The 25151-nt window shown below is 73.8% G+C and carries 23 protein-coding genes, 3 tRNA genes and 1 pseudogene; 16 read left to right on the forward strand and 11 right to left on the reverse strand.

The genetic code is table 11. The annotated features are described in order from the left end of the window. Positions 1-116: 116 nt before the first annotated feature. The gene (locus tag MRQ36_RS19310; RefSeq protein WP_242797415.1) at positions 117-1403 is read right to left on the reverse strand and encodes a glycosyltransferase family 87 protein; all 1287 of its coding nucleotides are present in this window, start codon (positions 1401-1403) and stop codon (positions 117-119) included. A 73-nt stretch (positions 1404-1476) separates the two neighbouring features. Here MRQ36_RS19310 and orn point away from each other — a divergent pair, with 73 nt between their 5' ends. Then, a complete protein-coding gene (gene orn, locus MRQ36_RS19315) occupies positions 1477-2067 on the forward strand; it encodes an oligoribonuclease (RefSeq protein ID WP_308194886.1) in 591 nt (196 codons plus the stop codon). A gap of 103 nt (positions 2068-2170) precedes the next feature. Then, positions 2171-2246, forward strand: a tRNA-His gene (locus MRQ36_RS19320). A 113-nt stretch (positions 2247-2359) separates the two neighbouring features. Here the strand turns inward: MRQ36_RS19320 and MRQ36_RS19325 are convergent. Both MRQ36_RS19325 and MRQ36_RS19330 read right to left on the reverse strand, forming a co-directional pair. Continuing rightward, entirely contained in the window at positions 2360-3679 is a 1320-nt protein-coding gene (locus MRQ36_RS19325) for an Ig-like domain-containing protein (RefSeq protein WP_242797419.1), read from the reverse strand. Between the two features lie 199 nt (positions 3680-3878). Further along, positions 3879-5153 carry an Ig-like domain-containing protein gene (locus tag MRQ36_RS19330; protein WP_242797422.1) on the reverse strand — a complete coding sequence of 425 codons (1275 nt, stop codon included), beginning with the start codon at positions 5151-5153 and terminating at the stop codon, positions 3879-3881. A gap of 186 nt (positions 5154-5339) precedes the next feature. Between MRQ36_RS19330 and MRQ36_RS19335 the strand changes: the two genes are divergently transcribed. From MRQ36_RS19335 to MRQ36_RS19365, 7 genes are all read left to right on the forward strand, one after another. Then, positions 5340-5415: transfer RNA gene (locus tag MRQ36_RS19335), tRNA-Lys, on the forward strand. Between the two features lie 199 nt (positions 5416-5614). Further along, a tRNA-Lys gene (locus MRQ36_RS19340) sits at positions 5615-5690 on the forward strand. Positions 5691-5840: 150 nt separating this feature from the next. Beyond that, on the forward strand, positions 5841-8942 hold the full coding sequence (locus MRQ36_RS19345; protein WP_242797425.1) for a VWD domain-containing protein: 3102 nt from the start codon (positions 5841-5843) through the stop codon (positions 8940-8942). Between the two features lie 160 nt (positions 8943-9102). Beyond that, a complete protein-coding gene (locus MRQ36_RS19350) occupies positions 9103-9855 on the forward strand; it encodes a lytic polysaccharide monooxygenase (RefSeq protein WP_242797427.1) in 753 nt (250 codons plus the stop codon). A gap of 78 nt (positions 9856-9933) precedes the next feature. Beyond that, on the forward strand, positions 9934-10470 hold the full coding sequence (locus MRQ36_RS19355; RefSeq protein ID WP_242797428.1) for a DUF305 domain-containing protein: 537 nt from the start codon (positions 9934-9936) through the stop codon (positions 10468-10470). Positions 10471-10574: 104 nt separating this feature from the next. Then, the gene (locus tag MRQ36_RS19360; RefSeq protein WP_242797430.1) at positions 10575-11516 is read left to right on the forward strand and encodes an LPXTG cell wall anchor domain-containing protein; all 942 of its coding nucleotides are present in this window, start codon (positions 10575-10577) and stop codon (positions 11514-11516) included. Positions 11517-11636: 120 nt separating this feature from the next. Then, positions 11637-12359: a Clp protease N-terminal domain-containing protein gene (locus MRQ36_RS19365; RefSeq protein ID WP_242797432.1), complete on the forward strand. Its 723-nt coding sequence runs from the start codon at positions 11637-11639 to the stop codon at positions 12357-12359. 115 nt (positions 12360-12474) lie between these two features. Here MRQ36_RS19365 and MRQ36_RS19370 read toward each other — a convergent pair whose 3' ends face one another. From MRQ36_RS19370 to MRQ36_RS19385, 4 genes are all read right to left on the reverse strand, one after another. Beyond that, positions 12475-12993 carry a hypothetical protein gene (locus MRQ36_RS19370; RefSeq protein WP_242797433.1) on the reverse strand — a complete coding sequence of 173 codons (519 nt, stop codon included), beginning with the start codon at positions 12991-12993 and terminating at the stop codon, positions 12475-12477. A gap of 119 nt (positions 12994-13112) precedes the next feature. Further along, on the reverse strand, positions 13113-13301 hold the full coding sequence (locus tag MRQ36_RS19375) for a DNA repair protein (RefSeq protein ID WP_242797435.1): 189 nt from the start codon (positions 13299-13301) through the stop codon (positions 13113-13115). Positions 13302-13365: 64 nt separating this feature from the next. Continuing rightward, positions 13366-14394 (reverse strand): sensor histidine kinase KdpD, encoded by a 1029-nt coding sequence (locus tag MRQ36_RS19380; RefSeq protein ID WP_242797437.1) that lies wholly within the window; start codon positions 14392-14394, stop codon positions 13366-13368. After that, on the reverse strand, positions 14387-15082 hold the full coding sequence (locus tag MRQ36_RS19385; protein WP_242797439.1) for a response regulator transcription factor: 696 nt from the start codon (positions 15080-15082) through the stop codon (positions 14387-14389). Before MRQ36_RS19385 ends, MRQ36_RS19380 begins: the two co-directional genes overlap by 8 nt. Positions 15083-15210: 128 nt before the next feature. Between MRQ36_RS19385 and MRQ36_RS19390 the strand changes: the two genes are divergently transcribed. The 4 genes from MRQ36_RS19390 (at position 15211) to MRQ36_RS19405 (ending at position 17397) form a co-directional block, all read left to right on the forward strand. Further along, positions 15211-15771, forward strand: coding sequence for a DUF4396 domain-containing protein (locus tag MRQ36_RS19390; protein ID WP_242797440.1), 561 nt, complete (start codon positions 15211-15213; stop codon positions 15769-15771). Between the two features lie 41 nt (positions 15772-15812). Further along, positions 15813-16502 (forward strand): GNAT family N-acetyltransferase, encoded by a 690-nt coding sequence (locus MRQ36_RS19395; RefSeq protein WP_242797442.1) that lies wholly within the window; start codon positions 15813-15815, stop codon positions 16500-16502. Between the two features lie 9 nt (positions 16503-16511). After that, positions 16512-16781, forward strand: coding sequence for a hypothetical protein (locus MRQ36_RS19400; protein WP_278187552.1), 270 nt, complete (start codon positions 16512-16514; stop codon positions 16779-16781). A 265-nt stretch (positions 16782-17046) separates the two neighbouring features. Then, positions 17047-17397 (forward strand): STAS domain-containing protein, encoded by a 351-nt coding sequence (locus tag MRQ36_RS19405; protein WP_242797443.1) that lies wholly within the window; start codon positions 17047-17049, stop codon positions 17395-17397. Between the two features lie 7 nt (positions 17398-17404). Here MRQ36_RS19405 and MRQ36_RS19410 read toward each other — a convergent pair. After that, positions 17405-18852: pseudogene (locus MRQ36_RS19410) on the reverse strand (glycoside hydrolase family 3 protein). 172 nt (positions 18853-19024) lie between these two features. On the opposite strand from MRQ36_RS19410, the gene MRQ36_RS19415 reads away from it, so the two are divergent. Continuing rightward, positions 19025-20200, forward strand: a complete 1176-nt coding sequence (locus tag MRQ36_RS19415) for an ROK family transcriptional regulator (RefSeq protein WP_242797444.1) — start codon at positions 19025-19027, stop codon at positions 20198-20200. A gap of 151 nt (positions 20201-20351) precedes the next feature. Here the strand turns inward: MRQ36_RS19415 and MRQ36_RS19420 are convergent, their stop codons facing one another. Beyond that, the gene (locus MRQ36_RS19420) at positions 20352-21362 is read right to left on the reverse strand and encodes an ABC transporter permease subunit (RefSeq protein WP_242797445.1); all 1011 of its coding nucleotides are present in this window, start codon (positions 21360-21362) and stop codon (positions 20352-20354) included. Next, entirely contained in the window at positions 21359-22384 is a 1026-nt protein-coding gene (locus tag MRQ36_RS19425; RefSeq protein WP_242797446.1) for an ABC transporter ATP-binding protein, read from the reverse strand. The genes MRQ36_RS19420 and MRQ36_RS19425 overlap by 4 nt, the downstream gene beginning before the upstream one ends. A 131-nt stretch (positions 22385-22515) precedes the next feature. Between MRQ36_RS19425 and MRQ36_RS19430 the strand changes: the two genes are divergently transcribed. Both MRQ36_RS19430 and MRQ36_RS19435 read left to right on the forward strand, forming a co-directional pair. Continuing rightward, a complete protein-coding gene (locus MRQ36_RS19430; RefSeq protein ID WP_242797447.1) occupies positions 22516-23310 on the forward strand; it encodes an ABC transporter ATP-binding protein in 795 nt (264 codons plus the stop codon). An 18-nt stretch (positions 23311-23328) separates the two neighbouring features. Beyond that, a complete protein-coding gene (locus MRQ36_RS19435) occupies positions 23329-24228 on the forward strand; it encodes a ribokinase (RefSeq protein WP_242797448.1) in 900 nt (299 codons plus the stop codon). Positions 24229-24340: 112 nt separating this feature from the next. On the opposite strand, the gene MRQ36_RS19440 is transcribed toward MRQ36_RS19435, so the two are convergent. Further along, positions 24341-24607, reverse strand: coding sequence for a hypothetical protein (locus tag MRQ36_RS19440; protein WP_242797449.1), 267 nt, complete (start codon positions 24605-24607; stop codon positions 24341-24343). Between the last annotated feature and the right edge of the window lie 544 nt (positions 24608-25151).

The following is a 25151-nucleotide window of genomic DNA, read 5'->3' on the forward strand; positions in this document are numbered from 1 at the left end:
GCGGGTGGCCCTCCGCGCTGCCGACGCGGAGGGCCACCGTCACCGGGGGATCGGTGCTACCTGGGAGACACTTGAGGTAGTTGGGACCAGATTAGCGCCGAACGAGGCTCAGCGGGTCAACTGTCCATTTGGTGCAAGTTTCCGGGCGTGGTCGGCTCTCCCGGCGTGGCCGCCGCCGGCCGGGCCGGCAGCGCCACCAGCAGCACCAGGCTGAGCAGCACGTACGCGTTCCGGACCACGAACTCCCCGAGGTCGTCCGTCCGCGCCGGGGCTACCCCCCAGTCCTGGAACGTCACCACCCCGTAGATGATCACGAACGCGGTGCCGGCGGCCAGGGCCCACAGCCACCGTCGACGGCGGGCCCCCTCGCGGGTGCCGGCGCCGGTGCCCAGCGCCGCGTCCACCAGCACCACCACCGCCGGGATGAACCAGTACAGGTGGTGCGTCCAGGTGATCGGGCTGACCAGCCCACCGACCAGCCCGGTCAGGGTGAGACCCGCCAGCGCGTCTCCGGCCCGGGCGGCCCGGGCGGCCCGCCACAACCCGTACCCGGTCACCACGGCCACCAGCAGCAGCCAGGGCAACTGGCTCGGCTTCTCCGGCGCGGTGATCCGGCTGAGCAGGCCGAACAGCGACTGGTTGCCGGTGTAGTCGGTTCGCCCCACCCGGCCGGTCGCCCACAGCTCGTGGGTCCAGAACCGCCACGAGTCGGCCGGCGCGACCGCCGCCGCCAGCAGGGTCGCCAGCGCGGCCGTCGCCGACGCCACGGCCGCGGCCCGCCACCGCCGGGTGGCCAGCAGGTAGACGATGAAGATGCCCGGGAAGAGCTTCAGGGCCGTCGCGAGCCCGACGCCCACCCCGGCCCACCGCCGCCCACCGGGTACGGCGAAGAGCAGGTCGGCCAGGATCAGCACGACCAGCAGCATGTTGATCTGGCCGAAGGTGATCGTCTCGCGGGTGCTCTCCACCGCGAACGCGAGCAGCACCGCCACCGTGACGGTGAACAGCCGGGGCAGGTCGTGCCGGGCGATCACCGGTAGCACCAGCCACCGGGTCGTCACCACCACGCCGAGCACGGTCAGCCCGGTGAAGATCGCCACGGTGGCGCCCAGCGGCAGCAGCGCGAACGGCCGCAGCAGCAGGGCGCTGAACGGCGGATAGGTGAAGTAGAGCTCGCCCTGCACCCGGTCCGGCTGCACGTAGTCGTAGAGCGGGTGCCCGGCCGCCCACCAGTCCATCGCCCGCATGTAGATCTTCAGGTCGAAGAAGTCGTGCACCAGCCCCGGCAGGTAGAGCGCCGGCAGCATCGCGGCCAACGCCAGCACCGTGACCACCCGCCGTGCCGTACGGCCACTCCGGTCGTCCTCGGTGACGGCGGGTGGCGCTACGGATTCGGCTGGCACGCAGAAACCCTAGCGGTCCGCTCCGGCCACCGTGCCGAGGCGCGAGCAGGTGGGCTGCGCGTAGTCTGGTCCGGTGGCTGATCTTCTCGTCTGGATCGACTGTGAGATGACCGGGTTGGACCTCGGGCGCGACGCGCTGATCGAGGTCGCCGCGCTCGTCACCGATCCCGATCTCAACGTGCTCGGTGAGGGCGTCGACGTGGTCATCCACGCCGACGAGGCGGCGCTGGCGGGGATGCCGGAGATCGTCCGGACCATGCACGCCAAGTCCGGACTGACCGAGGAGGTCCGACGCTCCACGGTGACGCTGGCCGAGGCGGAGGACATGGTCCTCGACTACGTGACCAGCCACGTCAAGGACGCGCGCAGCGCGCCGCTGTGCGGCAACTCGATCGCCACCGACCGCGGCTTCATCGCCCGCGACATGCCGCGCCTCGACGCCCACCTGCACTACCGCATGATCGACGTCTCCTCGATCAAGGAGCTCTGCCGCCGCTGGTACCCGCGGGTGTACTTCGGGCAGCCGCAGAAGGGGCTCGCGCACCGGGCCCTGGCGGACATCCGGGAGAGCATCCGCGAGCTGGAGTACTACCGGCGTACCGTCTTCGTCCCGCTCCCCGGGCCGGACGTGGAGAGCGCCAAGGCTATCGCCGCGCAGCTCTGACCGGCCCCGGCCGCCCGGTGGGGAACCCGCTGGACGGGCCCCCACGGGGTGTGGCTATTATTGGTCCGCGCCCCGCCCGGGTCGAACCGGCGCGGAGAGCATGGTGGCTGTAGCTCAGTTGGCAGAGCACCGGGTTGTGGTCCCGGTTGTCGTGGGTTCAATTCCCATCAGTCACCCCAGTCGACGGAAGCCCCCTCCTCCGGGAGGGGGCTTCCGTCGTTCCCGGGTACGGCGGGGACACACGACAGAGCCCCCTCCGGCGTCCGGAGGGGGCTCTCGTCGTCCAGCGAGGTCAGGCGGTCGGCGTGGGGCTCGCCTCGTCGGTCGGCGTGTCACCCGTGCCGGGGTCGGCGCTCGGGCTGGCGTCCTGGGCCGGCTGGTACGGCAGGGCGCTGCCCTTGACGTACTCGTCCCAGCTCATGTTCCAGTCGGTCCAGCCGTTGCCGTTCTGGAGCTTGCGCTCGGTGCCGGCGACGGTGATCGGGTCGCCGACCCGGGTGTTGGCGAAGAGCCACGCGCCGTCGGCCATCGACACGTTGACGCAGCCGTGCGACACGTTCGCCTTGCCCTGCACCCCCTCGGACCAGGGCGCGGCGTGGATGAACTCGCCACCCCAGGTGAGCCGCTGGGCAAAGTCGATCTTCGTCCGGTAGCCCTCCTCGGGACCGAGCTCCTCCATCGTGTCGAAGACCGTCTTGCGCAGCTTCTCGATCACCACCATCGTGCCGCTCGACGACGGGGTGGTCTTCTTGCCCAGGCTCACCAGGATCGTCTTGACCACCTTGCCGTCCTTGGTGACCGTCATCTTCTTGGTGCGGTTGTCGACGGTCATCACGAACGAGGAGCCGATCTTCACGTCCACGGTGAGGTCGGAGCGGCCGTACCAGCCGTCACCGAGCGGCAGGCCGCCGGCCTGCACCCGATAGGAGACGACGGAGTTGGCCTGCCAGAACTCCTTCGGGCGGTACCGCACCTCGGTGGGGCTCACCCAGTGCCAGATGCCCTCCTGGGCCGGCTTGGCGGTCACCGACATCCGACGCTGGACGTCGTCCCGGTAGTCCTGCGGGATGGCCCGGCTGAACTTGACGATCAGCGGCATGCCCACCCCGACGACCTGGTTGTCGGCGAGGAAGCTGCTGATCCGGACCTGCTTGCCGGGGCGGGCCATGGTGGTGAAGTGGCTGGTCGCCGTCGCCGGCTTGCCGTCGTCGCCGGTCGCCGTCACGGTCGCGGTGTACGTCTCGCCGTACTCCAGGGCGCCAGCGGGAAGCCAGCTCTTGCCGTCCTCGGCGAGCGTGCCCTCGACGGCCTTGCCGGCCGCGTCCTTGAGCTCGACGGTGGCGTCCTTGGCGTCCTTGGTGGTGAAGGTGATGCCGGTCGACGCCGGCACGTCCTTCGCGTCGGCGGCCGGCGCGGTGATGGTGGCGGCGGCCTTCGGCCCGCTCGCCTCGTTCTCCCCACCGCCCTGCCAGCTCGACGGTTTGTCGCCGCCGCCGGTGCACGCGGAGGTGAACGCCAGCGTGGCGGCGAGCAGGCCCGCCGCCACCAGGCGCCGACGCCCGTCCCGGCGGGCGGTGTGGCGCCGGATCAGCTCGTCCTGGCCAGTACGCATGATTCCCTCACAGTCGTGATCCCCAACCCCATCGTCCCCTACTGACGCGCGCGGGGCGGTGTCGGTTGCCGGGAGTGAAGCGGAACACCTCGTCCATGATGACCGGATCCGCTACGCTGCGACACTCCGCGAGTACGGTTCGCATCGTCCCGGTCGCCGACCGTGGCCCGGCGCACCGGGCCACGGTCGGTCACGACGCCTAGAAGGCCGGTCCGGCGCCGCCGTCCGGCACCGGCAGGGCGCTGCCCTTGACGAACTCCGACCAGCTCATGCTCCACGCCGTCCAGCCGTTGCCCGGCACCAGCTTGCGCTCGGTGCCGGAGACCGTGATCGGGTCACCGATCAGCGTCTTCTGGAAGAGCCAGCGGGCGTTCACCGCGGAGACATTGACGCAGCCGTGCGAGACGTTCCGCTTGCCCTGCGCCCCCTCCGACCAGGGCGCGGAGTGGATGTACTCACCGCCCCAGGTGAGCCGCTGGGCGAAGTCGATCTTCGTGACGTATTGATTCGCCGGATCCGGCTCGTCCCGGGTGTCGAAGACCGTCGACTCCTTCTTCTCCATCACCACCATGGTGCCGCTGGAGGAGGGGGTGCTCTTCTTGCCCAAACTCACCGGCAGGGTCCGGGTCAGCGTGCCGCCCTCGTAGACGCTCATCTTCTTGCTGGCGTTGTCGACCTTCATCACGAAGGAACGCCCGATCTTCGCGGTCGCCGTCCGGTCGACGTTGCCGTAGCGGCCGTTGCTCAACGGCATCCCGGCCAGCCCCAGCCGCACGGTGATCGTGGTGCCCGGCTGCCAGAACTCCGGCGCCCGGTAGTAGGCCTGGGTGCCGTTGTAGAGCCAGTGCCAGGCACCCGGCTGCGGCGGATCGGTCCGGACGAACATCCGCTTCTGCACCGCCGCCCGGTCCTTCTCCGGGATGCCGGGGGAGAACTCGGCGACCACCGGCATGCCCACCCCGTAGGTCTTGCCGTCGAAGAGGTAGAGGCCCGAGCCGATCATCGAGGTCGGCTTCGCCATCGTGGTGAAGGTGCTGGTGCCCTCATGGGTCTGCCCGTCCGTACCGGTCCCGGTGACGGTGGCCGTGTAACGGGTGCCGTACTTCAACGGGCTGGACGGCACCCAGGACGAGCCGTCCCGGCGCAGCCGCCCCTCCACCTTGTCGCCGCCGGCGGCCGTCAGCACCACCTCGGAGACCTTGCCGCCGCCCGGGATCTTCGCACTGATCTCGGTGCTGACCGGTCGCTTGGCGGCCCCGTTCGCGGGGCTCACCTGCAGCGTCGCGCCGGCCGCGGCCACCGGGGCCGACGTGGCCGGTGCGGCGGACGTCCCCGGGGTCGCCGACGCTGCCGTCGGCCCACTGCCGTTGACGAACTCCGCCTTCTTCTGGTCGTCACCGCACCCGGTCAGTGCCAGTGACGCGGTCAGGACCAGGACGCCCACCATCGCCCCGGTCCGCGCGAACCTGCCCATCCCCACCTCTGTTCTCGCGTGCCTGGCGCACATCGTGCCGCATCACTGCCATCACCTTGCGTCCCTCGGGCGGCCGGCCGAGAGGTTTAGGGGTTTCTGCCCGTTAAGCTCGACCGAAGGGTGGAGTGGGGATCGGGTTGGAATCCCGCTCGGCGGGCGTGCTAATGTTCTCCCCGTTGTCAGCGAGCGCCGCTAGCTCAACTGGCAGAGCAGCGGACTCTTAATCCGCGGGTTCGGGGTTCGAGTCCCTGGCGGCGCACCACCACGAAGGCCCTGGTTCCGGTATCACCGGCCCGGGGCCTTTGTCGTTCCCGGGGTCGCACCCGAGGCCCGCGCCGGGCGAGCCGCCGGGCCGGCGGGCGCGACCACCAACCACGCCCGTCAGGGGTACGCCGGGCGGAGGCCGACCCCGGTGCAGGGCCGGTCGGGGTGGTGCTAACGTTTCACCCCGTTGCCGGCGAGCGCCGCTAGCTCAACTGGCAGAGCAGCGGACTCTTAATCCGCGGGTTCGGGGTTCGAGTCCCTGGCGGCGCACCAACGATCAAGGCCCTGGCCCTCGGCCAGGGCCTTTGTCGTCGCCGATGGACCTCCCGTGACGTCGCCGACGTGGTGCTGCCGCACAGGTGGTGGGGACCGGTGCCCGACAGTCGGCGGGAATGGCGGCGTGGCTGTCCTACAGTCCGGCGCATGACGCTCATCGCTCGACTCGCGGGCGGCCTCGCCGTACTCGTGACTGCCCTGGTGGCGGGGCCCGCCGCGGCCTCCGCCGCGCCGGCCGACGGCGGCCTCGGCCTGGAGTTGCGCCCCACCCGACCGGGGTACGCGACGGGTGACGCGGTCCGGTTGACGTTCACCGTCACCAACTCCACCGGCGCGGCCTGCGGGCTGGCGACGGCCCCCGACGGCACCGTCCAGGTGACCTCCGTCCGCCGGGACGGGCGCGACCTGGCGCCGTTCCTCGGCCGCAGCTTCCACGACGACGGCATCGGCGCCGCCGCCACCGCCGGCCTGACGACCGTGCCGCCGGGTGGGACCGCGACGGTCTCCCTGACCGGGGTACGGGTGCACCCGGGAACCGGGGCCGGTGACGTCGTGCTGCGCTCGGTGGCCGCCAATCCCGACGGCACCGGACTGGACACCCTGTGGCCGGTCGGCGCACCCGGGCGGTACGAGGTGACCGCCGGGTACGCGGCACTGCCGGTGACCGGCGCCACGAACCTCTGCGCGGGCGCGACATTCCTGCGGACCGTCACCTTCACCGTCGGTGGCGGTGCCGGCGGACCGGGGGTCGACCGGCGCTGGCTGCTCGGCGGGGCACTGCTGCTGCTCGCCGTCGGCGCGCTGGTGATCCTGGTGCTGATCGTCTTCCTGGCGCGCCGTCGCCGTCGCCGGCACGTGGCCACCGCCGTCGCCCTGCTGCTGATCGGCGTCGGCATCGTCGTCGGGGGTGGCCGGCCGGCGCGCGCCGACTACGAGGTGGACCCGAACTCCGGCGTGCCGGTCAGCGGCGTCGACTTCCAGAAGGCGGTGGACGCCTGCCTCGCCGGGTTCGCCGCGCCCGGTGGCGACCCGGCGGGCATCCTGCCCCGGCTCAGGGACAAGAAGACACCCCGGGTGCGGATCATCCCCACCACCGGCGAGTCGGGCGCCTTCGAGACCCCGACCAGCCCGGAGGGCAAGGGCTCGTCCACGGTGACCTGGAACCCGACGTCGGTCGACCCGTACGGCGACGGGGTGCCCCGGGATCCCTGCGCGGCGCTCTACCACGAGCTCAACCACGCCGACGACATCTCCCGCGACGCGGTGCCGGCGGGCGAGTGCGGCAGCACCGGGATCAAGTCCGCCGAGGTGAAGGCGACCCTCGCGGAGAACCGCTACCGCGCGGCCAAGGGGCTGTCGCCGCGCGTCGAGTACAAGGGCAAGCCGCTGCCGAAGAGCATGGACGAGTGCAAGAAGCCCAAGAAGAAGGAGCCGCCGGCCAAAGGACCGAAGAAGCTCTGCGAGGACGGCGGTCCCGGGTGCGGCGGCACCAACGGCGACCCGCACCTGGTGACCTTCGACCGCCACTACTACGACTTCCAGGCGGTCGGCGAGTTCGTCCTGGTCGACTCGACCGCCGGTGACCCGCTCGGCGTGCAGGTGCGGCAGAGCCCGATGGGGGACTCGCGGACGGTGTCGGTCAACTCCGCCGTCGCCTTCCGGCTCGGCGCGCACCGGGTCACCCTCACGCTGGTCCACGGCACCACCGAGGTACGCGTCGACGGCGCACCCGTCACCGCGCCACCGGCCGAGCTCGCCGTGCCCGGCGGCGGGACGCTCGGCCGCCGGCCCTCCGACACCGGTGCGGCGGACGGCTACGACCTGCGCTGGCCGGACGGCTCCGCCGCCGCGGTCGACCAGATCGGCCCGTACGGCTATCGGTTGCTGATGACGCTGGCGGCCGGCCGGGCCGGGAAGGTGCACGGCCTGCTCGGCGACTTCGACGGCGACCCGAGCAACGACGTCGCCACCCCGTCGGGCGCCGCGCTGACCCAACCGGTGCCCTTCGAGAAGCTCTACCCGGCGTACGCGGACGGTTGGCGGGTCACCGGGGAAGGTTCCCTGTTCAGCTATGCCGACGGCGAGGACACCGGGACCTTCACCGACCGTGGGTTCCCCGACCGGGCGACGACCGCCGCCGACCTCGCCCCGGACCGGCGGGCCCGGGCCGAGCAGGTGTGCCGGTGGGCGGGGTTGACCGACGCCTGGCAGTTCGCCGAGTGCGTCTTCGACGTGGGCGTGACCGGACGGTCGGAGTTCGCGGTCAGCGGGGCCGCCACCGAGCAGGTCGCCCCGCCGGTCGCCGCGCCGATCGTGGCACCGCCGATCGCCACCGCCACGCTGACGGCCGGCGAGGGCCGGCTGGCCTTCCCCGGCCGGCGCGGCGAGGCCGTGTTCGTCGACGTCTCCGCTCCCGGGCTGCCCGACCGGTGTTCCCCGTACCGGCTGGTGGACCCGGCCGGGAGGGAGCTGGCCAGCGGCTGCAACATCAACGGTGTCGGCCACATCGACCGGGTCGAGTTCACCGTGGACGGCACGTACGCGGTGCTGGTCGACGCCGCCGCCGCCGACGGTCGGGGTCGGGCCACCGTACGCGTCTACGCCGCCCGGGACGTCGCCGGCGCCGTCGCGCCGAACGGCCCGGCGGTGACGGCGACCCTCACGCAGCCCGGCGCGCTGGCCCGGTACCGGTTCACCGGCACCGCGGGCCAGCGGATCTATCTGGACGTGCCGGAGAGCAGCCTGCCCGACCAGTGCTCCCCGCTGGAGCTGCGCGACCCGGGCGGCCGGACGCTGAGCAGCGGCTGCGTGATCAACGGCTCGGGCGAGGTCGACGGCACCCTGCTGCCCGCCGACGGCACCTACACGGTGCTGGTGGACCCGGTGGACCGGACCGTCGGCGCCGTCACGTTGCGGCTGGTCGCCACCCGGGACCGGACCGGCGACATCGACGTCGACGGGCCGCCGGTCGTCGCCACCGTGGACCGGCCCGGCGCGGTCACCGCGTACCGGTTCACGGCCACCGCCGGCACCTCGGTGACCCTGGTCGCCACCGCCGCGACCCTGCCCGACCAGTGCTCACCGCTGGAGCTGCGCGCCCCCGACGGCCGGACGTTGAGCAGCGGCTGCGTGGTCAACGGGTCGGGCGGCGTCGAGCCGACCGTCCTGCCGGCGACCGGCACGTACACCGTCGTGGTGGACCCGTCCGGGGCCGCGACCGGATCGGTCGCCCTCGCCCTGCGGCGCTGACCGGACTGTGGAGGACGGCCCCTTGTCGGCGCTCGGCGCCGACAAGGGGCCGCCGTGCTTCAGGTCCTGCCACAGATATTGATAAGAGCCTTTACTGTTAACAAAGTTCAAAGTACCTTCATGGCACGTTCCCCCCGTGCCGACCGAAGGAGTGGCCGTCATGCGTCGAAGAATCACCGTCCCGCTGCTCACCACCGGCGTCGTCGCCGCGACCCTGGCCGTCGCCGCGCCCGCCCAGGCCCACGGTTACGTCTCCGGACCGCCCAGCCGGCAGGCGCTCTGCGCCCAGGGCCGGGTGCCGGACTGCGGCCAGATCCAGTACGAGCCGCAGAGCGTCGAGGGCCCGAAGGGTCTGCGCGGCTGCAACGCCGGGATCAGCCAGTTCGCCGTGCTGAACGACGACAGCCGTGGCTGGCCCGCCACCTCCGTCGGCAGCTCGGTCACCTTCACCTGGGTCAACACCGCCCGACACGCCACCGCCAACTGGGAGTACTGGATCGGCAACACCCGGGTCGCGGTCGTCGACGGTGGTGGACGCCAGCCGGACGCCACCGTCTCGCACACGGTCAACCTCGGTGGCTTCTCGGGCCGGCAGAAGGTCCTCGCCATCTGGAACATCGCCGACACCGCCAACGCCTTCTATTCCTGCGTGGACCTCCAGATCGGCGGGGGCGGCAACCCGACCCCCACCCCGTCACCGACTCCGACCGCCCCGTCGCCCACGCCCACGCCGAGCCCGACGGTGAGCCCGACCGGGTCGCCCGCCCCGAGCGGCACCTGGACCGCCGGCAAGACGTACCAGGTGGGGGACCGGGTCACCTACAACGGGCTGACGTACCGGTGCCTCCAGGCGCACACCGCGCTCCCCGGCTGGGAGCCGCCGAACGTGCCGGCGCTGTGGTCCCAGGCATGACCGCCGCGGGCGCGGCCCCGGTGGGCCGCGCCCGGCGTCGCCCGGCTGCCCGGCCGGCCGGCGCGTCGGCTGCTCGCCGTGGTCGTGCTGGTGGCGCAGCTCGCCACCGCCGGCTGCGTCGCCGCCGCCGACCCGCCAGCCCGCCCACCGCTCCCCGTCGCCTCGGCCAGCAGCGTCGACGTGCTGTTCCTGACCATGATGGTGGCGCACACCGGGCAGACGCTGGAGCTCACCCGGCTCGGCCTCACCCGCGCCACCGACCCGGAACTGCGCCGGTTGCTCGCCGCGATCGAGGTGACCGAGACCGACGAACTCGCCACCATGCGGGGCTGGCTGCGCGACGCCGGGCCCGAGGCGGTGGCCGCCGCCGCCCGGCACGACCACTCCGGACACAGCGACGCCGTCGCCGGGCTGGCCTGGCTCCGCGCGGCCCCCGCCGGGCAGGTGGACGCGGTGCTGGCCGACGTGCTCGGCGCGCACCAGCGGACGGCGGCCGGCCTGGCCCGGGCGCAGGTCACCGCCGGCACCAGCGACCGGGTACGCGAGCTGGCCGGGCGCATCGAGCGGTCCCGGACGGCCGAGGTCGCGCTGCTGGCCAAGCTCGCGGCCCACTGACGGCGGCGGGCCGGCCGCCCGGGCCGGCCCGCCGACGACGGGACCCCGTAGCCGGAGAGTGACCGGTAGGGTCTCCGGGTCGACCGACCAACGGGGGATCCACAGTGAACGTTCACCTTCCCGCCCGGCTCGCGCTGGGCGTATCGCTTCTCACCGCGGGCCTGGTGGCCACGCCCGCGCCGGTGCACGCCGCCGCGCCGGGCGTGGACACCGCCACGCTCGCCGCCGTCACCGAGCAGGACCCGGCCACCGGCCGGAACGTGAAGTACCCGGTCAAGCCGGGCGAGGTCGTACCGGCGTCGCTGGGCGTGACCAACCTCGGCGACGCGCCGGTCAAGGGTCTCGTCGTCCAGGTGCGGGCCGTCGACGACCTCGACCTGGTCACCACGTACGGCAACTGCTGGTACGCGGTGGACAGCAACCTCGACATCGCCTGGTGCGAGTTCGACGACGAACTCGCCGCGCACGCCACGCTGGCCCCGTCCGGGGACCTCATCGTGACCAAGGCGGACGCGCGGGCCGACAAGGTCGTCGTGGTCGTCTACCGCTGGTTCAGCAAGGCGTGGGCCGACGAGCGGGGCGGCGTGCAGAAGCTCGCGCAGAGCGACGCCGACCTGGGCAGCACCGCCGTACGCGGCACCGGGGCCGCGCTGCCGCTGACCGCCCGGGAGCTGCCGCTGCCGAGCGAGCCCCGGCCGACCAACTTCGTGTACGCCACGCTCGTCACCCCGCCGACCACCACGGCGAGCCCGTCGGCCAGCACCAGCCCGTCGACCACGGCCAGTCCGTCGGCCAGTGCCAGCCCGTCGGCCACGGGGAGCCCGTCGGCCAGCACCAGCCCGAGCGGCGTACCCACCTCCACGGCACCGGCCGGCACGCCCGGTGGGAGCCCGGCGGCTCCCGGTGCGGGCGGCGGTGACGGCGGCGGGCTGCCGGTGACCGGCTCGAACACCGTCGGCGCGGTGGCGGCCGGGGTGGCACTGCTGCTGCTCGGCGGCGTCGGCTACCTGGTCGCCCGGCGGCGGCGGACCCGTTTCGTCGCCTGACCCGCGTTTGCGGAACGCCCCGGTCCGTTCGCGGGCCGGGGCGTTCGGCATGCCGTGGCAAGGGTGGCACACCGTCAACCGTTGGTTGACGAATTCGAATCGTCAACCTACGGTTGACGCATGACGAATCCTCTCCCGATCGCCAACGTCCGGCTCGACGAGCTGATCGAGGGCATCAAGAAGGTGCACACCGACACGCTGGACCAACTCGCCAACGCGGTCCTGGTCGCCGACCACCTGGGCGACGTCGCCGACCACCTGATCGGCCACTTCGTGGACCAGGCCCGCCGCTCCGGCGCCTCCTGGACCGAGATCGGCCGGAGCATGGGGGTGACCAAGCAGGCCGCCCAGAAGCGCTCCGCCGCCAAGGCCGAGACCGCCGCCGCGCTCGACCCCAATGCCGGGTTCAGCCGCTTCACCCCGCGCGCCCGCAACGTGGTGATCGCCTCGCAGGACGAGGCGCGGGCGGCCGGTAGCCCCGAGATCCGCCCCGAACACCTCGCCCTCGGTCTGCTCGCCGAGCCCGAGGCGATCGCCGCGCGGGTCATCGTCGCCCAGGGCGTACCGCTGGAGCGGTTCCGGCAGGTCGTCACCGCGAGGCTGGCCCCGGCGGCCGACCAGGTCCCCGACCTGATCCCCTACGACGCGCGCGGCAAGAAGGTCCTGGAACTCACCTTCCGGGAGGCGCTGCGGCTCGGCCACAACTACATCGGCACCGAGCACCTCCTGCTCGCCCTGCTGGAGGAGGAGGGTGGCCACGGCGTGCTGGCCGACCTGGGGCTGGCGAAGGAAGGGGTCGAGGAGGCGATCGCCGCGGTCCTCGCGGAGGTCACCGGGCGGTGAGCCCCGGTGCGGGGGAGCGGAATCCCCCGCACCGGGGAGCACCCGCGCGCTCCCGACCGGCAGAGTTCCTGGTGGGCACGGGTGCGCGGCACGGGGGCGCGCACCCGTGCCGCGGTCAGTCGGCGGTGGGGAAGCCGTAGCGGAGGGCGTGCTCGGGGTCGGTCGGGTCGATCTGGCGGACGCCGGCGTCGGCGAGCCGCTTGTTCACCTCGTCCAGGTGCTCCCGCACCAGCCGGGACTCCTCCTCGGTGACCCGGCCGCGGTGCGGCTTCCCGGCGTGTTCCAGGGTGCCGTAGTCGATCTTCTCGGCGCTCTTGCGGGCCTTCGGCGGCTTCACCCGCTCGGCGGTACGCAGCAGCTGGGCCATCGGCACGTCGGTGGCCATCGCGTCGAACTCGCTGGCGGTCAGCACCACCCGGCGCGGCTCGCCGTGACCGTGCTTGTCGTGGATCTCCACCACCGCCACGTCCAGGGCGGCGTCGTCGATGCTCTCGATCTCGACCGGCGTCGCGTCCAACTGCACGGGGCCGGCGACCAGGTCCGGGTGCTCCAGCACGACGACGCGGACCACCTCGTCGTCCTGCTGCAGAACCGTGCCGCTGAAGTCGGAGACGTGGATCGTCTTCTTGCCCATGCGCGGAGCATCTCCTGTGGTAGGCCGATTTTTCGGACCAGGAGACGCTACCCGACACGTGTGCGAACGGTCCGGCTGGAGCGCCCGGGTGTGTCGTCGCTTTCGTCCGCGTACTCCGGTCAACGGGCGGTCAGGCCGCGCCGGGTGGAGGCGCCGGCGGGCAGCGCGTTCAGCTCGGCCCAGGAGAGCGCCGTCGTTCTCCGGGACTCCCGGTACGGCGGCTGCCCCGGGAACCGGCCGGCGGCCTCGGCCGCGCGCCAGCTCCGCTCGGTGTCCTGCTGGTACCGGTCATTCGGCTGATTAGGCATGACCATTACCGTCCCAGAGAAAGTTGTACATGTATGAAAATAGGTGTGACGTGCGATCGATGTCTCAGGTTCCCGCCGCCGGCAACCTGACCACGAACCGGCAGCCATCGGCGACGTTCTCCACGTCTACCCGCCCGCCGTGTGCCTCAACCAGTCCGCGCACGATCGCCAGTCCCAGACCGCCCGATCCCGCCGCGTCGCCGTTGCCGGGGCGGGGTGTCCGCGCCGGCTCGCCCCGGAACGCCACGTCGAACACGCGCGGCAGGTCGGACTCCGGGATGCCGCCGCAGCTGTCGGCCACCGCCAGCCACGCGGTGTCCGAGTCCCGGCCGGCGTCGACCCGTACGGTGCCGTCCTCCGGGGTGTAGCGCACCGCGTTGAGCAGCAGGTTGCCGACCACCCGGGACAGCTCCGGCTCGCTGGCGGCCACCGTCGGCCAACCCGACTCGGCGGCCACCAGCCGGATCCGGCGGGCGGCGGCCAGCGGGGCGGTGCCGGCCAGGGCGTCGGAGACCACGTCGCCCAGCGGCACCGCCGACAGGGACAGTCGCAGCGCTCCGGCGTTGATCCGGGACAGCTCGAACAGGTCGTCGACCAGCCGGGTCATCCGGTCGGTCTCCACCCGGATCCGGCGGTGGTACTCCTCGACCGTCTCCGGGTCCCGGACCACCCGGTCCTCCAGCGCCTCCGCCATCGCCCGCAGGCCCGCCAGTGGCGTACGCAGGTCGTGCGAGACCCAGGCGACCAGGTCGCGGCGGCCCTTCTCGATCCGCCGCTCCCGCTCCCGCGCCTGGTCCGCCCAGACCGCCGCGGCGGCCAGCCGGCGGCCGAAGAGCAAGCCCACCGCGAGGGTCACCACCGCCGCGGCGGAGACGGTGGTCAGCACCACCTCCAGGTCGTGCGGGGAGAGGAACATCGCCTCCGCGATCACCGCCACCCCGGCCACCACCGCCGAGACGGTCATGGTGAGCAGCACGAAGATGTGCACGGTGATCGACCGGCCGCGCAGCAGTCGCAGCGCCGCCGCGCCCACCAGCCCGACGCCGCAGGCCGCGGCGAGCGCCGTACCGAAGATCAGGGCCAGGTCACGCATCGGTCGGCTCGTAGCGGTAGCCGACGCCCCAGACGGTGACGATCCGGCGGGGGTTCGCCGGGTCGTCCTCGACCTTCTCCCGCAGGCGGCGCACGTGGACGGTCACCGTGGACTGGTCGCCGAAGCTCCAGCCCCAGACCCGGTCCAGCAGTTCCGCCCGGCGGAACGCCCGCGCCGGATGGCGCATCAGGTGGGCCAGCAGGTCGAACTCGCGCAGCGTCAGGGTCAGCTCCCGGCCGTGCAGCCGGGCCACCCGGGGGCCGGTCTCCACCACCAGGCCGCCGTCGGTCAGCACCTGCGCCGTCACGCCGGCCGGCTCGCCGCCGGTCCGGCGCAGCACCGACTGCACCCGCAGCACCAGCTCGCGCGGGGAGAACGGCTTGCTCAGGTAGTCGTCCGCGCCCAGCTGCAGGCCGAGGATCCGGTCGGCCTCGTCGCCGCGTGCGGTGAGCATGACGATGGGTACGCCGTCCGGCCGCTGCCGCAGCCGCCGGCAGACCTCCAGCCCGTCGAGCACCGGCAGCATCAGATCCAGTACGACCAGCTGGGGTGGTTGCCGGGCGACGGCGGCGAGGGCGGCGGCGCCGTCGCCCACGTGGTCCACCCGGTAGCCGGCGTGTTCCAGGTAGCGGCACACCACGTCGCTGACCGTCCGGTCGTCGTCGACGACCAGCACCCGTTGCGTCACGGCGTACCTCCCTCGGTGGGGGCCAGCGTAACGACGCAAGGTCGGGGCGAGGTGTTGCGAGGCCCTTACGTCCGGGAGTGACGGACATCGCTTCGCAGGTTACCCCCGGGGGGTATATGGTCCACGACATGCAGAACTCGAACCTGACCCGGCTGGCGATCGCGGCGACCCTGCACTGCCTCACCGGCTGCGCCATCGGCGAGGTGCTGGGCATGGTCATCGGCACCGCGCTCGGCTGGTCCGGCCTCGCCACGATCCTGCTCGCGGTGGCGCTGGCCTTCCTCTTCGGCTACGCCCTGACCGTCCGCCCGGTGCTCCGCTCGGGCCTGCCGCTGCGTACGGCGATCGGCGTGGCGCTCGCCGCCGACACGGTGAGCATCGCGGTGATGGAGGTCGTCGACAACGCCGTCATGCTGGCCGTGCCCGGCGCGATGGACGCCCGGCTGACCGACCGGCTCTTCTGGGTCAGCCTGCTGGTCGCCCTCGCGGTGGCGTTCGTGGTCACCGTGCCGGTCAACCGGGCGCTGATCGGCCGGGGCCGGGGCCACGCCGTGGTGCACAGCTACCACCACGGGGCCGGCCGCCAGGCGGACCACCACGGCACGGCCGGCCACGACCCGGCGGACCACCCCGGCGCCACCGGACACGACCCGGCCCCGGCCGACCACGACCACCACGCCGGGCGGTAAGCCCGAGCCGGACCGGGCCCGGCGGGCGTACGGTGATCACGATGATGGGTGAGAAGGTGACCACGGCGCTCGACCGGCGGATGTCCCTGCACCTGGCGAGCTGGCTGGGGCAGTGGCCGGCCGGCGCGGGGCTGCACGTGGTCGGCTCGCACCGGCGCGCCTGCCCGGCCTGGGACGGTCGGCTCCGCCTCGCCATCGCGGTCGCCGCCCCGGAGTGCACCGTGCTGTCCGTGCCGCCCGACCGGGTCGCGGCGGTGCGGGCCCGGGCCGCCGACCGGTCCGTCGAGCGGCTGCTGCCCGAGCTGCCGGCGCTGGTCGGGCAGCCGGACTGGCCCACCCACCAGGGCGTCTACCGGTGGTGCGTCGCCCCGGCCCGGCTGGCCGACGCGGGGGAGTGGATCCCGCCGACCACGCCCGGACTGCCACCGTGGCTGCGGCTGTTCGACCGGCCGGTGCTGGTGGTCCGGGACGGCGACGGGCGCTACCTGGCCGGCGTGGGCGTGAAGCGCCACGACGCGTACGGGCACGAGATGGCGGTCGGCACGGCCCCGGAGGCCCGGGGGCGGGGGCTCGCCCGACGGCTGGTCGCCCAGGCGGCCCGCCGGGTGCTCGACGAGGGGGCGGTACCCACCTACCGGCACGATTTCGGGAACGTCGCGTCGGCCCGGGTCGCCGAGGCGGCCGGCTTCCCGGACCGTGGCTGGCGGTCGTACGGGGTGGACCCGCCCTGAGCCGGCCCGGTGCACGGGGTCGGGCTGATCGTCGGGATCGACCGGTTCATGTCGGAGGCGCGGGCGCTGACCAACTTCGCCGGCAACGCCGTCGCCACCGTGCTCGTCGGCACCTGGACCGGTCAGTTCGACCGGGAGCGGGCCGTGGCGGTGCTGCGCGGCGACGACCCGTTCGACGAGGCCACGATGCTCGACGAGGAGCACCGGCCCGAGATGCCGGCGGACGGCACGGAGACCGACGCGCGGGCCGCCGACCCGGTGGCACCCGCCGCGCGCTGACCGGCGGCGCGGACCGTGGATCCCGGGCCGGATCCACGGTCCGCAACCTGTCCCCTCCCAGGTCCGTCACCGGTGACGCTAGGTGCCGCCGGCCCGGTCGACAAGGATTCCCCGGCCGGTCGGGACTGTCCGCTAGCGGACTTGAGCTGGGAAGACGTGCCGACCAGCCGGTCTATCGGCGGGACCGCGCCCGCGCTGCGTCGGTGCGGCCGGGTAGGGTCCCCCTCGGTAATGGGCGGGGGCCGGTAGCGGGCAGAGGTGGGTCATGCAGATCGGCACGCAGAGCACCGAGCCCGGACACGTCACCCTGGCCGTGCACGGCGAGATCGACATGGCCAGTGCCGCGGAGCTGGACCAGGCCCTGGACGCCGTGCTCCGCCGAGCCGGCGTGGTGGAGATCGTCGTCGATCTCACCGAGGTCTCCTACCCGGACTCCACCGGCGTCGGCGCGCTGTTGCGCGGGGTCGCCGAGGCGGTCGGCCGGGCCACCCTCCGGGTCCCAACGCCCGGCCCGTGGTGGCCCGGGTGCTGCGGATCACCGCCGTGGACGGCCTTGCTCGGCCTCCCCGACGACGGCCGGCCGACCAGCCGGCCGGGCCGGCGCGGCCTCGGCTGACCCCGGTTCAGCCGGCCAGGCCCAGCACCTGCGCCGCCGCGCGGCCGTTGGCGTGGCTGGCGCTGTACGTGCTGACGAAGGCCCGGACGCCGGCCGGCCGCCAGCCGCCCGGCCAGCCCATCTCGACCACGGTCACCGTGGGCGGCGGCCAACGCGTCGACCAGCGCCGGGCCGCCCGGCAGCCGGCAGGTGCCGGCCGACCAGCACGATCGGGCGTACCCCGGCGAGCCGGCGCAGCTCGGCGGCGTCGGTCTCGCCGGCCACCACCCGGACCACCTCGGCGTCGGCGAGGTGCGGTCCGAGCCCCCACGGCACCCGGCCCTCGGCGATGGTGGAGGCGGCGTGCACCTGGACCACCAGCGGCGTGACCAGCCCGGCGAGGTCGCCCTCGACCCGGACCGCACGTCGCGCGGCGGCGTAGCCGAGACCGTCGACGGCGGGGGTAGGGGATCCGGCGACGCTCGACCAGCCGGCGAGGTCGGCGGCGCGGCCGGCGGCCTCCTCGACCCGGGCCCGGTCCAGCCGACCGTCGCCGAGCGCGCCGACGATCTCGGCGGCGACCCGTTCGACCAGCTCGGCGTCCACCTGCGCGCCGATGCAGAGCAGGTCCGCCCCGGCGGCCAGGGCGCGGACGGCGGCCGGCCCGACCCCACCGGCGGCGAGCGCGGCGCCCTTCATCTCCAGGGCGTCGGTGATCACGGTGCCGGTGAAGCCGTACTCGGCGCGCAGCAGGTCGACCAGGACCGCGCGACTGAAGGTGGCGGGACCGTCGCCGGTCAGCGCCGGCACCCGGATGTGCGCGGTCATGATCGCCCGGACCCCGGCATCGACCACGGCGGCGAAGGGCGGCAGGTCGCGCTCGCGCAGCACGGCCGGGGACACGTCGACGGTGGGCAGCTCGTGGTGGGAGTCGGCGACGGTCGCGCCGTGGCCGGGGAAGTGTTTGGCGCAGGCGGCGACCCCGGTGGCCTGGAGGCCGGCGACGGCGGCGGCCGAGTGCACGGCCACCCGCTGCGGGTCGGCGCCGAACGAACGGGTGCCGATGACCGGGTTCTCGTCGGCGGTGTTGACGTCGACGGTGGGGGCCAGGTCGACCGTGATGCCGAGGACGGCCAGTTCCGCGCCGATCGCGGCGTAGACCTCGCGGGTCAGCGCCGGGTCGTCGACCGCGCCGAGTGCGGCGTTGCCGGGGTACGGGCTGCCGGTGGCGTGCGCCAGCCGGGTGACGTCGCCGCCCTCCTCGTCGATCGCCACGATGGCGTCGGGGCGGCCGGCGCGCAGCGCGGCGGTGCTCGCCGCCACCTGGGCGGGGTCGTGCACGTTGGTGCCGAAGAGGGTGTGCCCGGCGAGCCCGTCGGCGAGCAGCCGGACCGCCCAGTCGGGCGGGACCGGCCCCGGGTACGCGGCGAGCAGCGTGCCCAGCGCGAGTCGGCGCAGTCCTGGATCCAGCCCCACGTGTTCTCTCCTTCTCCGACGGCACGAGTGTCGCACCGGAGACGACCGTCCCGGGCGGTGTCGCTGACGGGTCGTCCGAGGCTCCGGTTCCGGGTGGCCGATACGCTTACGGACACCCGTTCTACAGGACGTTTAGTAAGAAACAAAGTTTACTGAAAATAGAGGACGTGGCATGAGTGCGACCCGGCTGCCCGGCACCCCCCGCCTGTTGCGGGCGCTCAACGACCGCGCGGCGCTGGAGCTGCTCCTCGAACAGGGTCCCCTCACCCGGGCCCGGCTCGGCGAGCTGACCGGGCTGTCCAAGGTCACCGCCAGCCAGCTGGTCGAGCGGCTGGAGGAGCGTGGCCTGGTCACCCGGGTCGGCGAGCAGGCCGGCGGGCGGGGCCCGAACGCCCAGCTCTACGCCGTCCGGCCGGGCAGCGCCCACGTGGTCGGGGTGGACGTCGGTGCCGACCGGGTGGTGGCGGCCTGCGCCGACATCACCGGCGCGGTCATCGGCCGGGTGGAACAGTCCACGAAGGACACCGACGACCCGGTGGGGGTGGTGCACAACGCGGTGGTCCAGGCCGCGAGCAGCGCCGGCGCGGAGCTGTCGAGCGTACGGCGGATCGTGCTGGGCACCCCCGGCCTGGTCGACCCGGGCACCGGCGACATCACCTTCGCGTTCAACCTGCCGCGCTGGCACAGCGGCCTGCTCGCCGCGCTCCGCGACGACCTGCACACCCCGGTGGTCTTCGAGAACGACGTCAACCTCGCCGCGGTCGCCGAGGCGCAGTCCGGCGCCGCCCGGGGTCTCGCCGACTTCGTGCTGGTCTGGGTGGGGGCCGGCGTGGGTCTGGCGATCATGCTCGGCGGCCGGCTGCACCACGGCAGCACCGGCGCGGCCGGCGAGATCGGCTACCTGCCGGTGCCCGGGGCGCCCATCCCGCGGGACGTCGCCAAGCGGGCCAAGCCGGCCTTCCAGCAGCTCGCCGGCGGCGACGCGGTACGGGTGGTCGCCGGGGAGCACGGCTTCGCCGCCGACACCGCCGCCGACGCGGCACGCCGCCGTCGCGGCCGGCGCCGACGGCGATCCGCTGCTGGACGAACTCGCCCGCGCCGGCTGGCGCTCGGGGTGGCCAGCACCTGCGTGGTGCTGGACCCGCCGCTGGTGGTGCTCGCCGGTGAGGTGGGTCAGGCGGGCGGGGCGGCGCTGGCCGAGCGGGTGCAGCAGGAGGTCGCCGCGATCACGCTGGTCCGGCCGCGGGTGGTGCCGACGGGGCTGACCGAGGAGCCGATCCTGCGCGGCGCGCTGCGTACCGCGCTGGACGCCGTCCGGGACGAGGTCTTCGGCTCGACGGTCGGCTGACCGGCTGCGGAGCCCGTCGACCGTCGTCGTCCTCGTCGCCGCCATGTGAAGGAATTCTTCACGAGCTGGATCAGGCTTGCAAGGAGTTGCCGGGAAACGCGTACGGCCCCCGTCGCCGCCGGAGTGCGGGACGGGGGCCGTACGCCGAGCCTCAGATCAGGTCGCGGCGGCGGAACGTGCTGAACGCCGCCACCAGCAGCACCGCCGTCAGGCCCAGCAGCACCGCCAGACTCGGCGCCCAGGTCACCGTGTAGAAGCCGTCGCAGAAGCCGCTCCCCTCGCCCTGGCAGGCGTGGTAGTTGAGGAACCGGGCCTGTCCGTTCACCCAGGCGGCGATGTAGGTGGAGAGCATCCAGGCGTCCGGCCGGGCCGCGTCGAGGATCTGGAACACCAGCCGCGCACCCAGCTCCCACACCACCAGATAGGCGGCGACCGTGCCCAGCGCCGCCGACGTGTGCCGGCCCAGGGTGGCGATCGCGAAGCCCAGCGCGCCCGCCAGCAGCACCAGCACCAGCCCTCGCCCGTACGTGCCGCCCAGCGACTGCCAGAACTCGCCGTCCAACCGCCCCGGCAGCCCCGCCCCCTGCGCGATCAGCCAGAACACCGACAGGTACGCCGCCGACGCCACCGCGGCGAACACCAGCAGGCCGCCGAGCAGGGTGCCCAGTTTCGCCCCGAGCACCGCCATCCGCTGCGGTCGCCACAGCAGCAGGTTGACCACGCCGCCGGAGTTCAGGTCGGCGCCGATGTAGGAGGCGCCCACCAGGAACCCGAAGAGCACCAGGAAGGCGATGAGGAAGTACAGCAGCGGCCGGGCCTGGTTGGCGAAGACGAGGACCCCGCTGAGGTAGTCCGACACCACCGGGAGCTGCTCCATCCGGGCCGGGTCGATCTCGGCGCAGTCGGCCGGCAGGTAGTCGCCCTCCTCCGGCGCGGCGGTGCCGGCCTTCACCCGGAGACACCGGTCGTGCGCCGCCTCCATGTTGGCGACCTGTTCGTTGACCGCGGCGCGGGCCCGGTCCAGCTCCTCGGTCGACGGCCGGTGCGACCCGGCCAGCGTGGTCGCCGCGGTCACCGCGAAGGCGACCAGCAGCAGCACCACCATCAGCTGCACGAAGCGACGCGCGGTCAGCCGCTCCAGCTCGGCACGGACCAGGTTCACCCCTGCACCTCCCGCATCTCGTCGGCGCGTACGTCCAGGTCGATGACCGCGTCCCCGGGTGCGGCGTCCGGCCGGACCGAGTCGTCCACCTGCCGGGGGATCGCCGGATGCGGCGTGGTGCCGGTCAGCTCGAGGAAGACGCTCTCCAGGTCGGGCCGGAGCGGGACCAGCTCGCGCACCCAGAGCCCCTGCTCGCCCAGCGTGCGGGTGATCAGCTCCGGCTCGTCCACCCCGCCGACCACCAGCTGGTCGGGGTGCTCGGTGACCGCCAGGCCACCGGCGCGCAGCAGCTCCGCCGCCCGGTCGGGCTCGGCCACCCGGACCGCGAACTCGTGCTGGTCGAACCCGGCCAGCACCTCGTCCACCCGGCCGGCGGCCACCCGGCGACCGCGCGAGATGATCGTGACGTGGTCGCAGATCAGCTGGATCTCGGCCAGGATGTGACTGGACAGCAGCACCGTGACGCCGGCGGCGGCCAGCGACCGCATCAGGTCGCGCATCTCCCGGATGCCGGCCGGGTCGAGCCCGTTCGCCGGCTCGTCGAGGATCAGCAGCTCCGGGTCCTTCAGCAGCGCCGACGCCACCGCCAGCCGCTGCTTCATGCCCAGCGAATAGCCCTTGACCCGCTCGTCGCCCCGGTCGCGCAGCCCGACCTGCTCCAGCACCTCGTCCACCCGGGCGGTGGGTACGCCGCCGGCCCGGGCGAGCAGCCGGAGCGTGCGGTGGGCGGTGAAGTTGCCGAAGAACTGCGGGCTCTCCACGATCGCGCCGACCCGCCCGGCCACCGCCGGCAGCTGCTCCGGCGAGCTGGCCCCGAACACGCTCATCCGGCCGGCGTCGGCCCGGACCAGCCCGAGCAGGGCGCGCAGCGTGGTCGTCTTGCCCGAGCCGTTCGGCCCGAGGAAACCGTGGATCTGCCCGGCGTCGACCCGCAGGTCGAAACCGTCGACGGCGACCCGGTGCCCCTGCCGCACGCTGTGGAACGTCTTGCGCAGGCCGTCGATCTCGATCACCGCGCTCATCGGCGCGGCTCCTGGCAGCGGTCGGGCATGAACCGTCCTCCGGGGTTGGTGACCAACGACACGGCGCCCCACCCTATGGCCACCGGGCCGCCCATGGGGGGCACCGCGGCGGTGCGTGGTTGGATGGTCGGGTGAACGTGGACCCGGATCTGGTGGTCAGCCTCGACGGTGTCGGCGTACGCCGCTCCGGCACCGCGCTGCTGCACGACGTGGACTGGCGGGTGGAGCTGGACGAGCGCTGGGTGGTGCTCGGGCCCAACGGCGCCGGCAAGACGACCCTGCTCAACCTGGCGGCCGGCCGGCTGCACCCGACGGTCGGCGCCGCGCACGTGCTCGGCGAGCGGATCGGTCGGACCGACGTCAACGAGCTGCGGACCCGCATCGGTCTCTCCACCGCCGCGCTGGCCGAGCGGGTGCCCGCCGAGGAGCGGGTCACCGACGTGGTGGTCACCGCCGCCTGGTCGGTGGTCGGCCGCTGGCGGGAGAGCTACGACCGCAGCGACACCAACCGGGCCCGGGCGCTGCTCGGCCAGCTCGGCATCGGGCACCTCGCCGAGCGGGCGTACGGGACGCTGTCGGAGGGGGAGCGCAAGCGGGTGCAGATCGCCCGTGCGCTGATGACCGACCCCGAGCTGCTGCTGCTCGACGAGCCGGCCGCCGGGCTCGACCTGGGCGGTCGCGAGGACCTGGTGGCCCGGCTGGCCGAGCTGGCGTACGACCCGGACGCGCCGGCGCTGGTGCTGGTGACCCACCACGTCGAGGAGATCCCGCCCGGCTTCACCCACGCGCTGCTGCTGCGCGAGGGGGGCGTGGTGGCGCAGGGCCTGCTCGCCGAGACGCTCACCGGTGACAACCTGTCGAAGACCTTCGGCCTGCCGCTGGTGGTCGAGCGGCACGGCGAGCGGTACACCGCGCGCGCCGCCTGAGCGACAGGAGTGACGAACATGCGCCAGACCCGGGTGGCCGTGGTGGGCAGCGCCAACATGGACCTGGTGGGGACGGCACCGGCCCTGCCCCGGCCGGGCGAGACGGTGCTCGGCAGCGACTTCGTCATGCTGCCCGGCGGCAAGGGCGCCAACCAGGCCATCGCGGCGGTCCGCGCGGGCGCGTCCTGCGTCTTCCTCGGCGCGATCGGCTCCGACGCCTTCGGGGTCACCCTGAAGGCCCGGATCACCGCCGCCGGGGTGGACACCGGCCAGCTCCGGGTGGTCTACGGCGCGTCCGGGGTGGCCCTGGTCATGGTCGGGGCCGAGGGGGAGAACGCGATCCTGGTGACCCCGGGCGCGAACAGCGCGTTCACCGGGCTCACCGAGGGCGAGCTGCACGCCGTACGCGAGGCGGACGTGCTGGTCGCGCAGGTGGAGGTGCCGCTCGAGACGGTGACCGAGGCGGCCGTCGCCGCCCACGCCGCGGGCACCCGGGTGGTGCTCAACGCCGCCCCCGCCCGCACTTTGCCGGCGGAGCTGCTCGCCGCGGTGGACCTGCTGGTGGTCAACGAGACCGAGGCCGTGACGCTCACCGGCCAGGGGCGGGACGACCCGCGCGCGCTGCTCGCCCTGGTGCCCCGGGCGGTGCTCACCCTCGGTGGGCACGGCGCCTGGTACGTCGACCGGGACGGTGCGACGGTGCACGTGCCGCCGGTCAAGGTGGACGTGGTCGACTCCACCGCCGCCGGGGACGCCTTCACCGCCGCCCTCGCCGTGGCCTGGGGCGAGGGGCGGGAACTGCTCGACGCGGTGCACTGGGCGGCGGCGGCCGGCGCGGCCTGCGTACGCCGGCTCGGTGCCTCGGTGGCGCTGCCCCGCCGCGTCGAGATCGACGAGCTGTACGCCCCGCCGGCCTGACCTGCCGCACGCGTGACCTGCCGGCGGCCGGACCTGCCGGCGGCCCGTGCCGCGGCCTGACCTACGGACGGTCGTGCCACGGCCTGACCTGCCGGTTCCGGCGCGGCCGGCCTCAGTCGTCGGTCAGCTTCTCGCCCCGGCGGCGCAGCATGCCCAGCCCGGGGATGCCGGCGACGGCCAGCTTGAGGTCGCGGGTGACGTCGAGCAGGTCGTGCAGGTCCGGGCCGACCCGGTCGAGGGTGGCCAGGATCGGCAGGATGTCCGAGGTCAGGTGCTCCTTGAGCTTGGGCAGCTCGTCGACGAGCCGGATGGCTGCGGTCACCTCCTCCGGGCTGAGCTGCTCGATGAAGCGGGCCGCCATCGGCGCGGCCCGGCGCAACGCCGGCTCGTACGCGGCCAGCAGTTCGGCGGCGGTGCCGGCCCGCCCGGGCGGCGGCGTCCACGGTGCCGGCGGCCCGGCCGGCCACCGCGCCCGCCTCGCCGACCAGTGCCCCGGCCGCCCCGGCCACCTGTTCCGCCTCGCCGACCACCACGGCGGCAGCGGCCGAGACCCGTTCGGCCTCGCCGACCACCACGGCCGCTGCCGTGGCCACCTCGGTGGCGGTCCCGATGGCAGTGGTCGCGGCGGCGCTGATCACGGCGACCTCGCGGACCGCCGCGTCGGCGTCGTCGAGCACCCGGTCGGTGCGGTCGAGGGTGCCCTCAATCCGGTCCACCACCCCGTTGATCCGGTGCAGCAGCGCCTCCACCCCGTCGAGCACCGCGAACGCACGGGCCGGTACGGCGGCGAACGACGCGGCCGAGCCGAACGCCTGGTCCAGGGCGGAGCGGGTGAGGCCGACGACGGCGCCGGGCCGGGGGAGGGGAATCGCCATGCCCCCAGTGTGCGTCGCGCCGGCCAGCCGCGCCCGGCGGCGGAGGGC

This window comes from Micromonospora sp. R77, assembly GCF_022747945.1.
GTDB lineage: Bacteria > Actinomycetota > Actinomycetes > Mycobacteriales > Micromonosporaceae > Micromonospora.

Excerpts from the sequence above, each read along its gene's own strand:
- MRQ36_RS19325 (WP_242797419.1), bottom strand. The coding sequence starts at position 3,679 with ATGCGTACTGGCCAGGACGAGCTGATCCGGCGCCACACCGCCCGCCGG.
- MRQ36_RS19330 (WP_242797422.1), bottom strand. The coding sequence starts at position 5,153 with ATGGGCAGGTTCGCGCGGACCGGGGCGATGGTGGGCGTCCTGGTCCTG.
- MRQ36_RS19345 (WP_242797425.1), top strand. The coding sequence starts at position 5,841 with ATGACGCTCATCGCTCGACTCGCGGGCGGCCTCGCCGTACTCGTGACT.
- MRQ36_RS19350 (WP_242797427.1), top strand. The coding sequence starts at position 9,103 with ATGCGTCGAAGAATCACCGTCCCGCTGCTCACCACCGGCGTCGTCGCC.
- MRQ36_RS19365 (WP_242797432.1), top strand. The coding sequence starts at position 11,637 with ATGACGAATCCTCTCCCGATCGCCAACGTCCGGCTCGACGAGCTGATC.
- MRQ36_RS19370 (WP_242797433.1), bottom strand. The coding sequence starts at position 12,993 with ATGGGCAAGAAGACGATCCACGTCTCCGACTTCAGCGGCACGGTTCTG.
- MRQ36_RS19375 (WP_242797435.1), bottom strand. The coding sequence starts at position 13,301 with ATGCCTAATCAGCCGAATGACCGGTACCAGCAGGACACCGAGCGGAGC.
- MRQ36_RS19380 (WP_242797437.1), bottom strand. The coding sequence starts at position 14,394 with ATGCGTGACCTGGCCCTGATCTTCGGTACGGCGCTCGCCGCGGCCTGC.
- MRQ36_RS19390 (WP_242797440.1), top strand. The coding sequence starts at position 15,211 with ATGCAGAACTCGAACCTGACCCGGCTGGCGATCGCGGCGACCCTGCAC.
- MRQ36_RS19395 (WP_242797442.1), top strand. The coding sequence starts at position 15,813 with ATGATGGGTGAGAAGGTGACCACGGCGCTCGACCGGCGGATGTCCCTG.
- MRQ36_RS19405 (WP_242797443.1), top strand. The coding sequence starts at position 17,047 with ATGCAGATCGGCACGCAGAGCACCGAGCCCGGACACGTCACCCTGGCC.
- MRQ36_RS19415 (WP_242797444.1), top strand. The coding sequence starts at position 19,025 with ATGAGTGCGACCCGGCTGCCCGGCACCCCCCGCCTGTTGCGGGCGCTC.
- MRQ36_RS19425 (WP_242797446.1), bottom strand. The coding sequence starts at position 22,384 with ATGAGCGCGGTGATCGAGATCGACGGCCTGCGCAAGACGTTCCACAGC.
- MRQ36_RS19435 (WP_242797448.1), top strand. The coding sequence starts at position 23,329 with ATGCGCCAGACCCGGGTGGCCGTGGTGGGCAGCGCCAACATGGACCTG.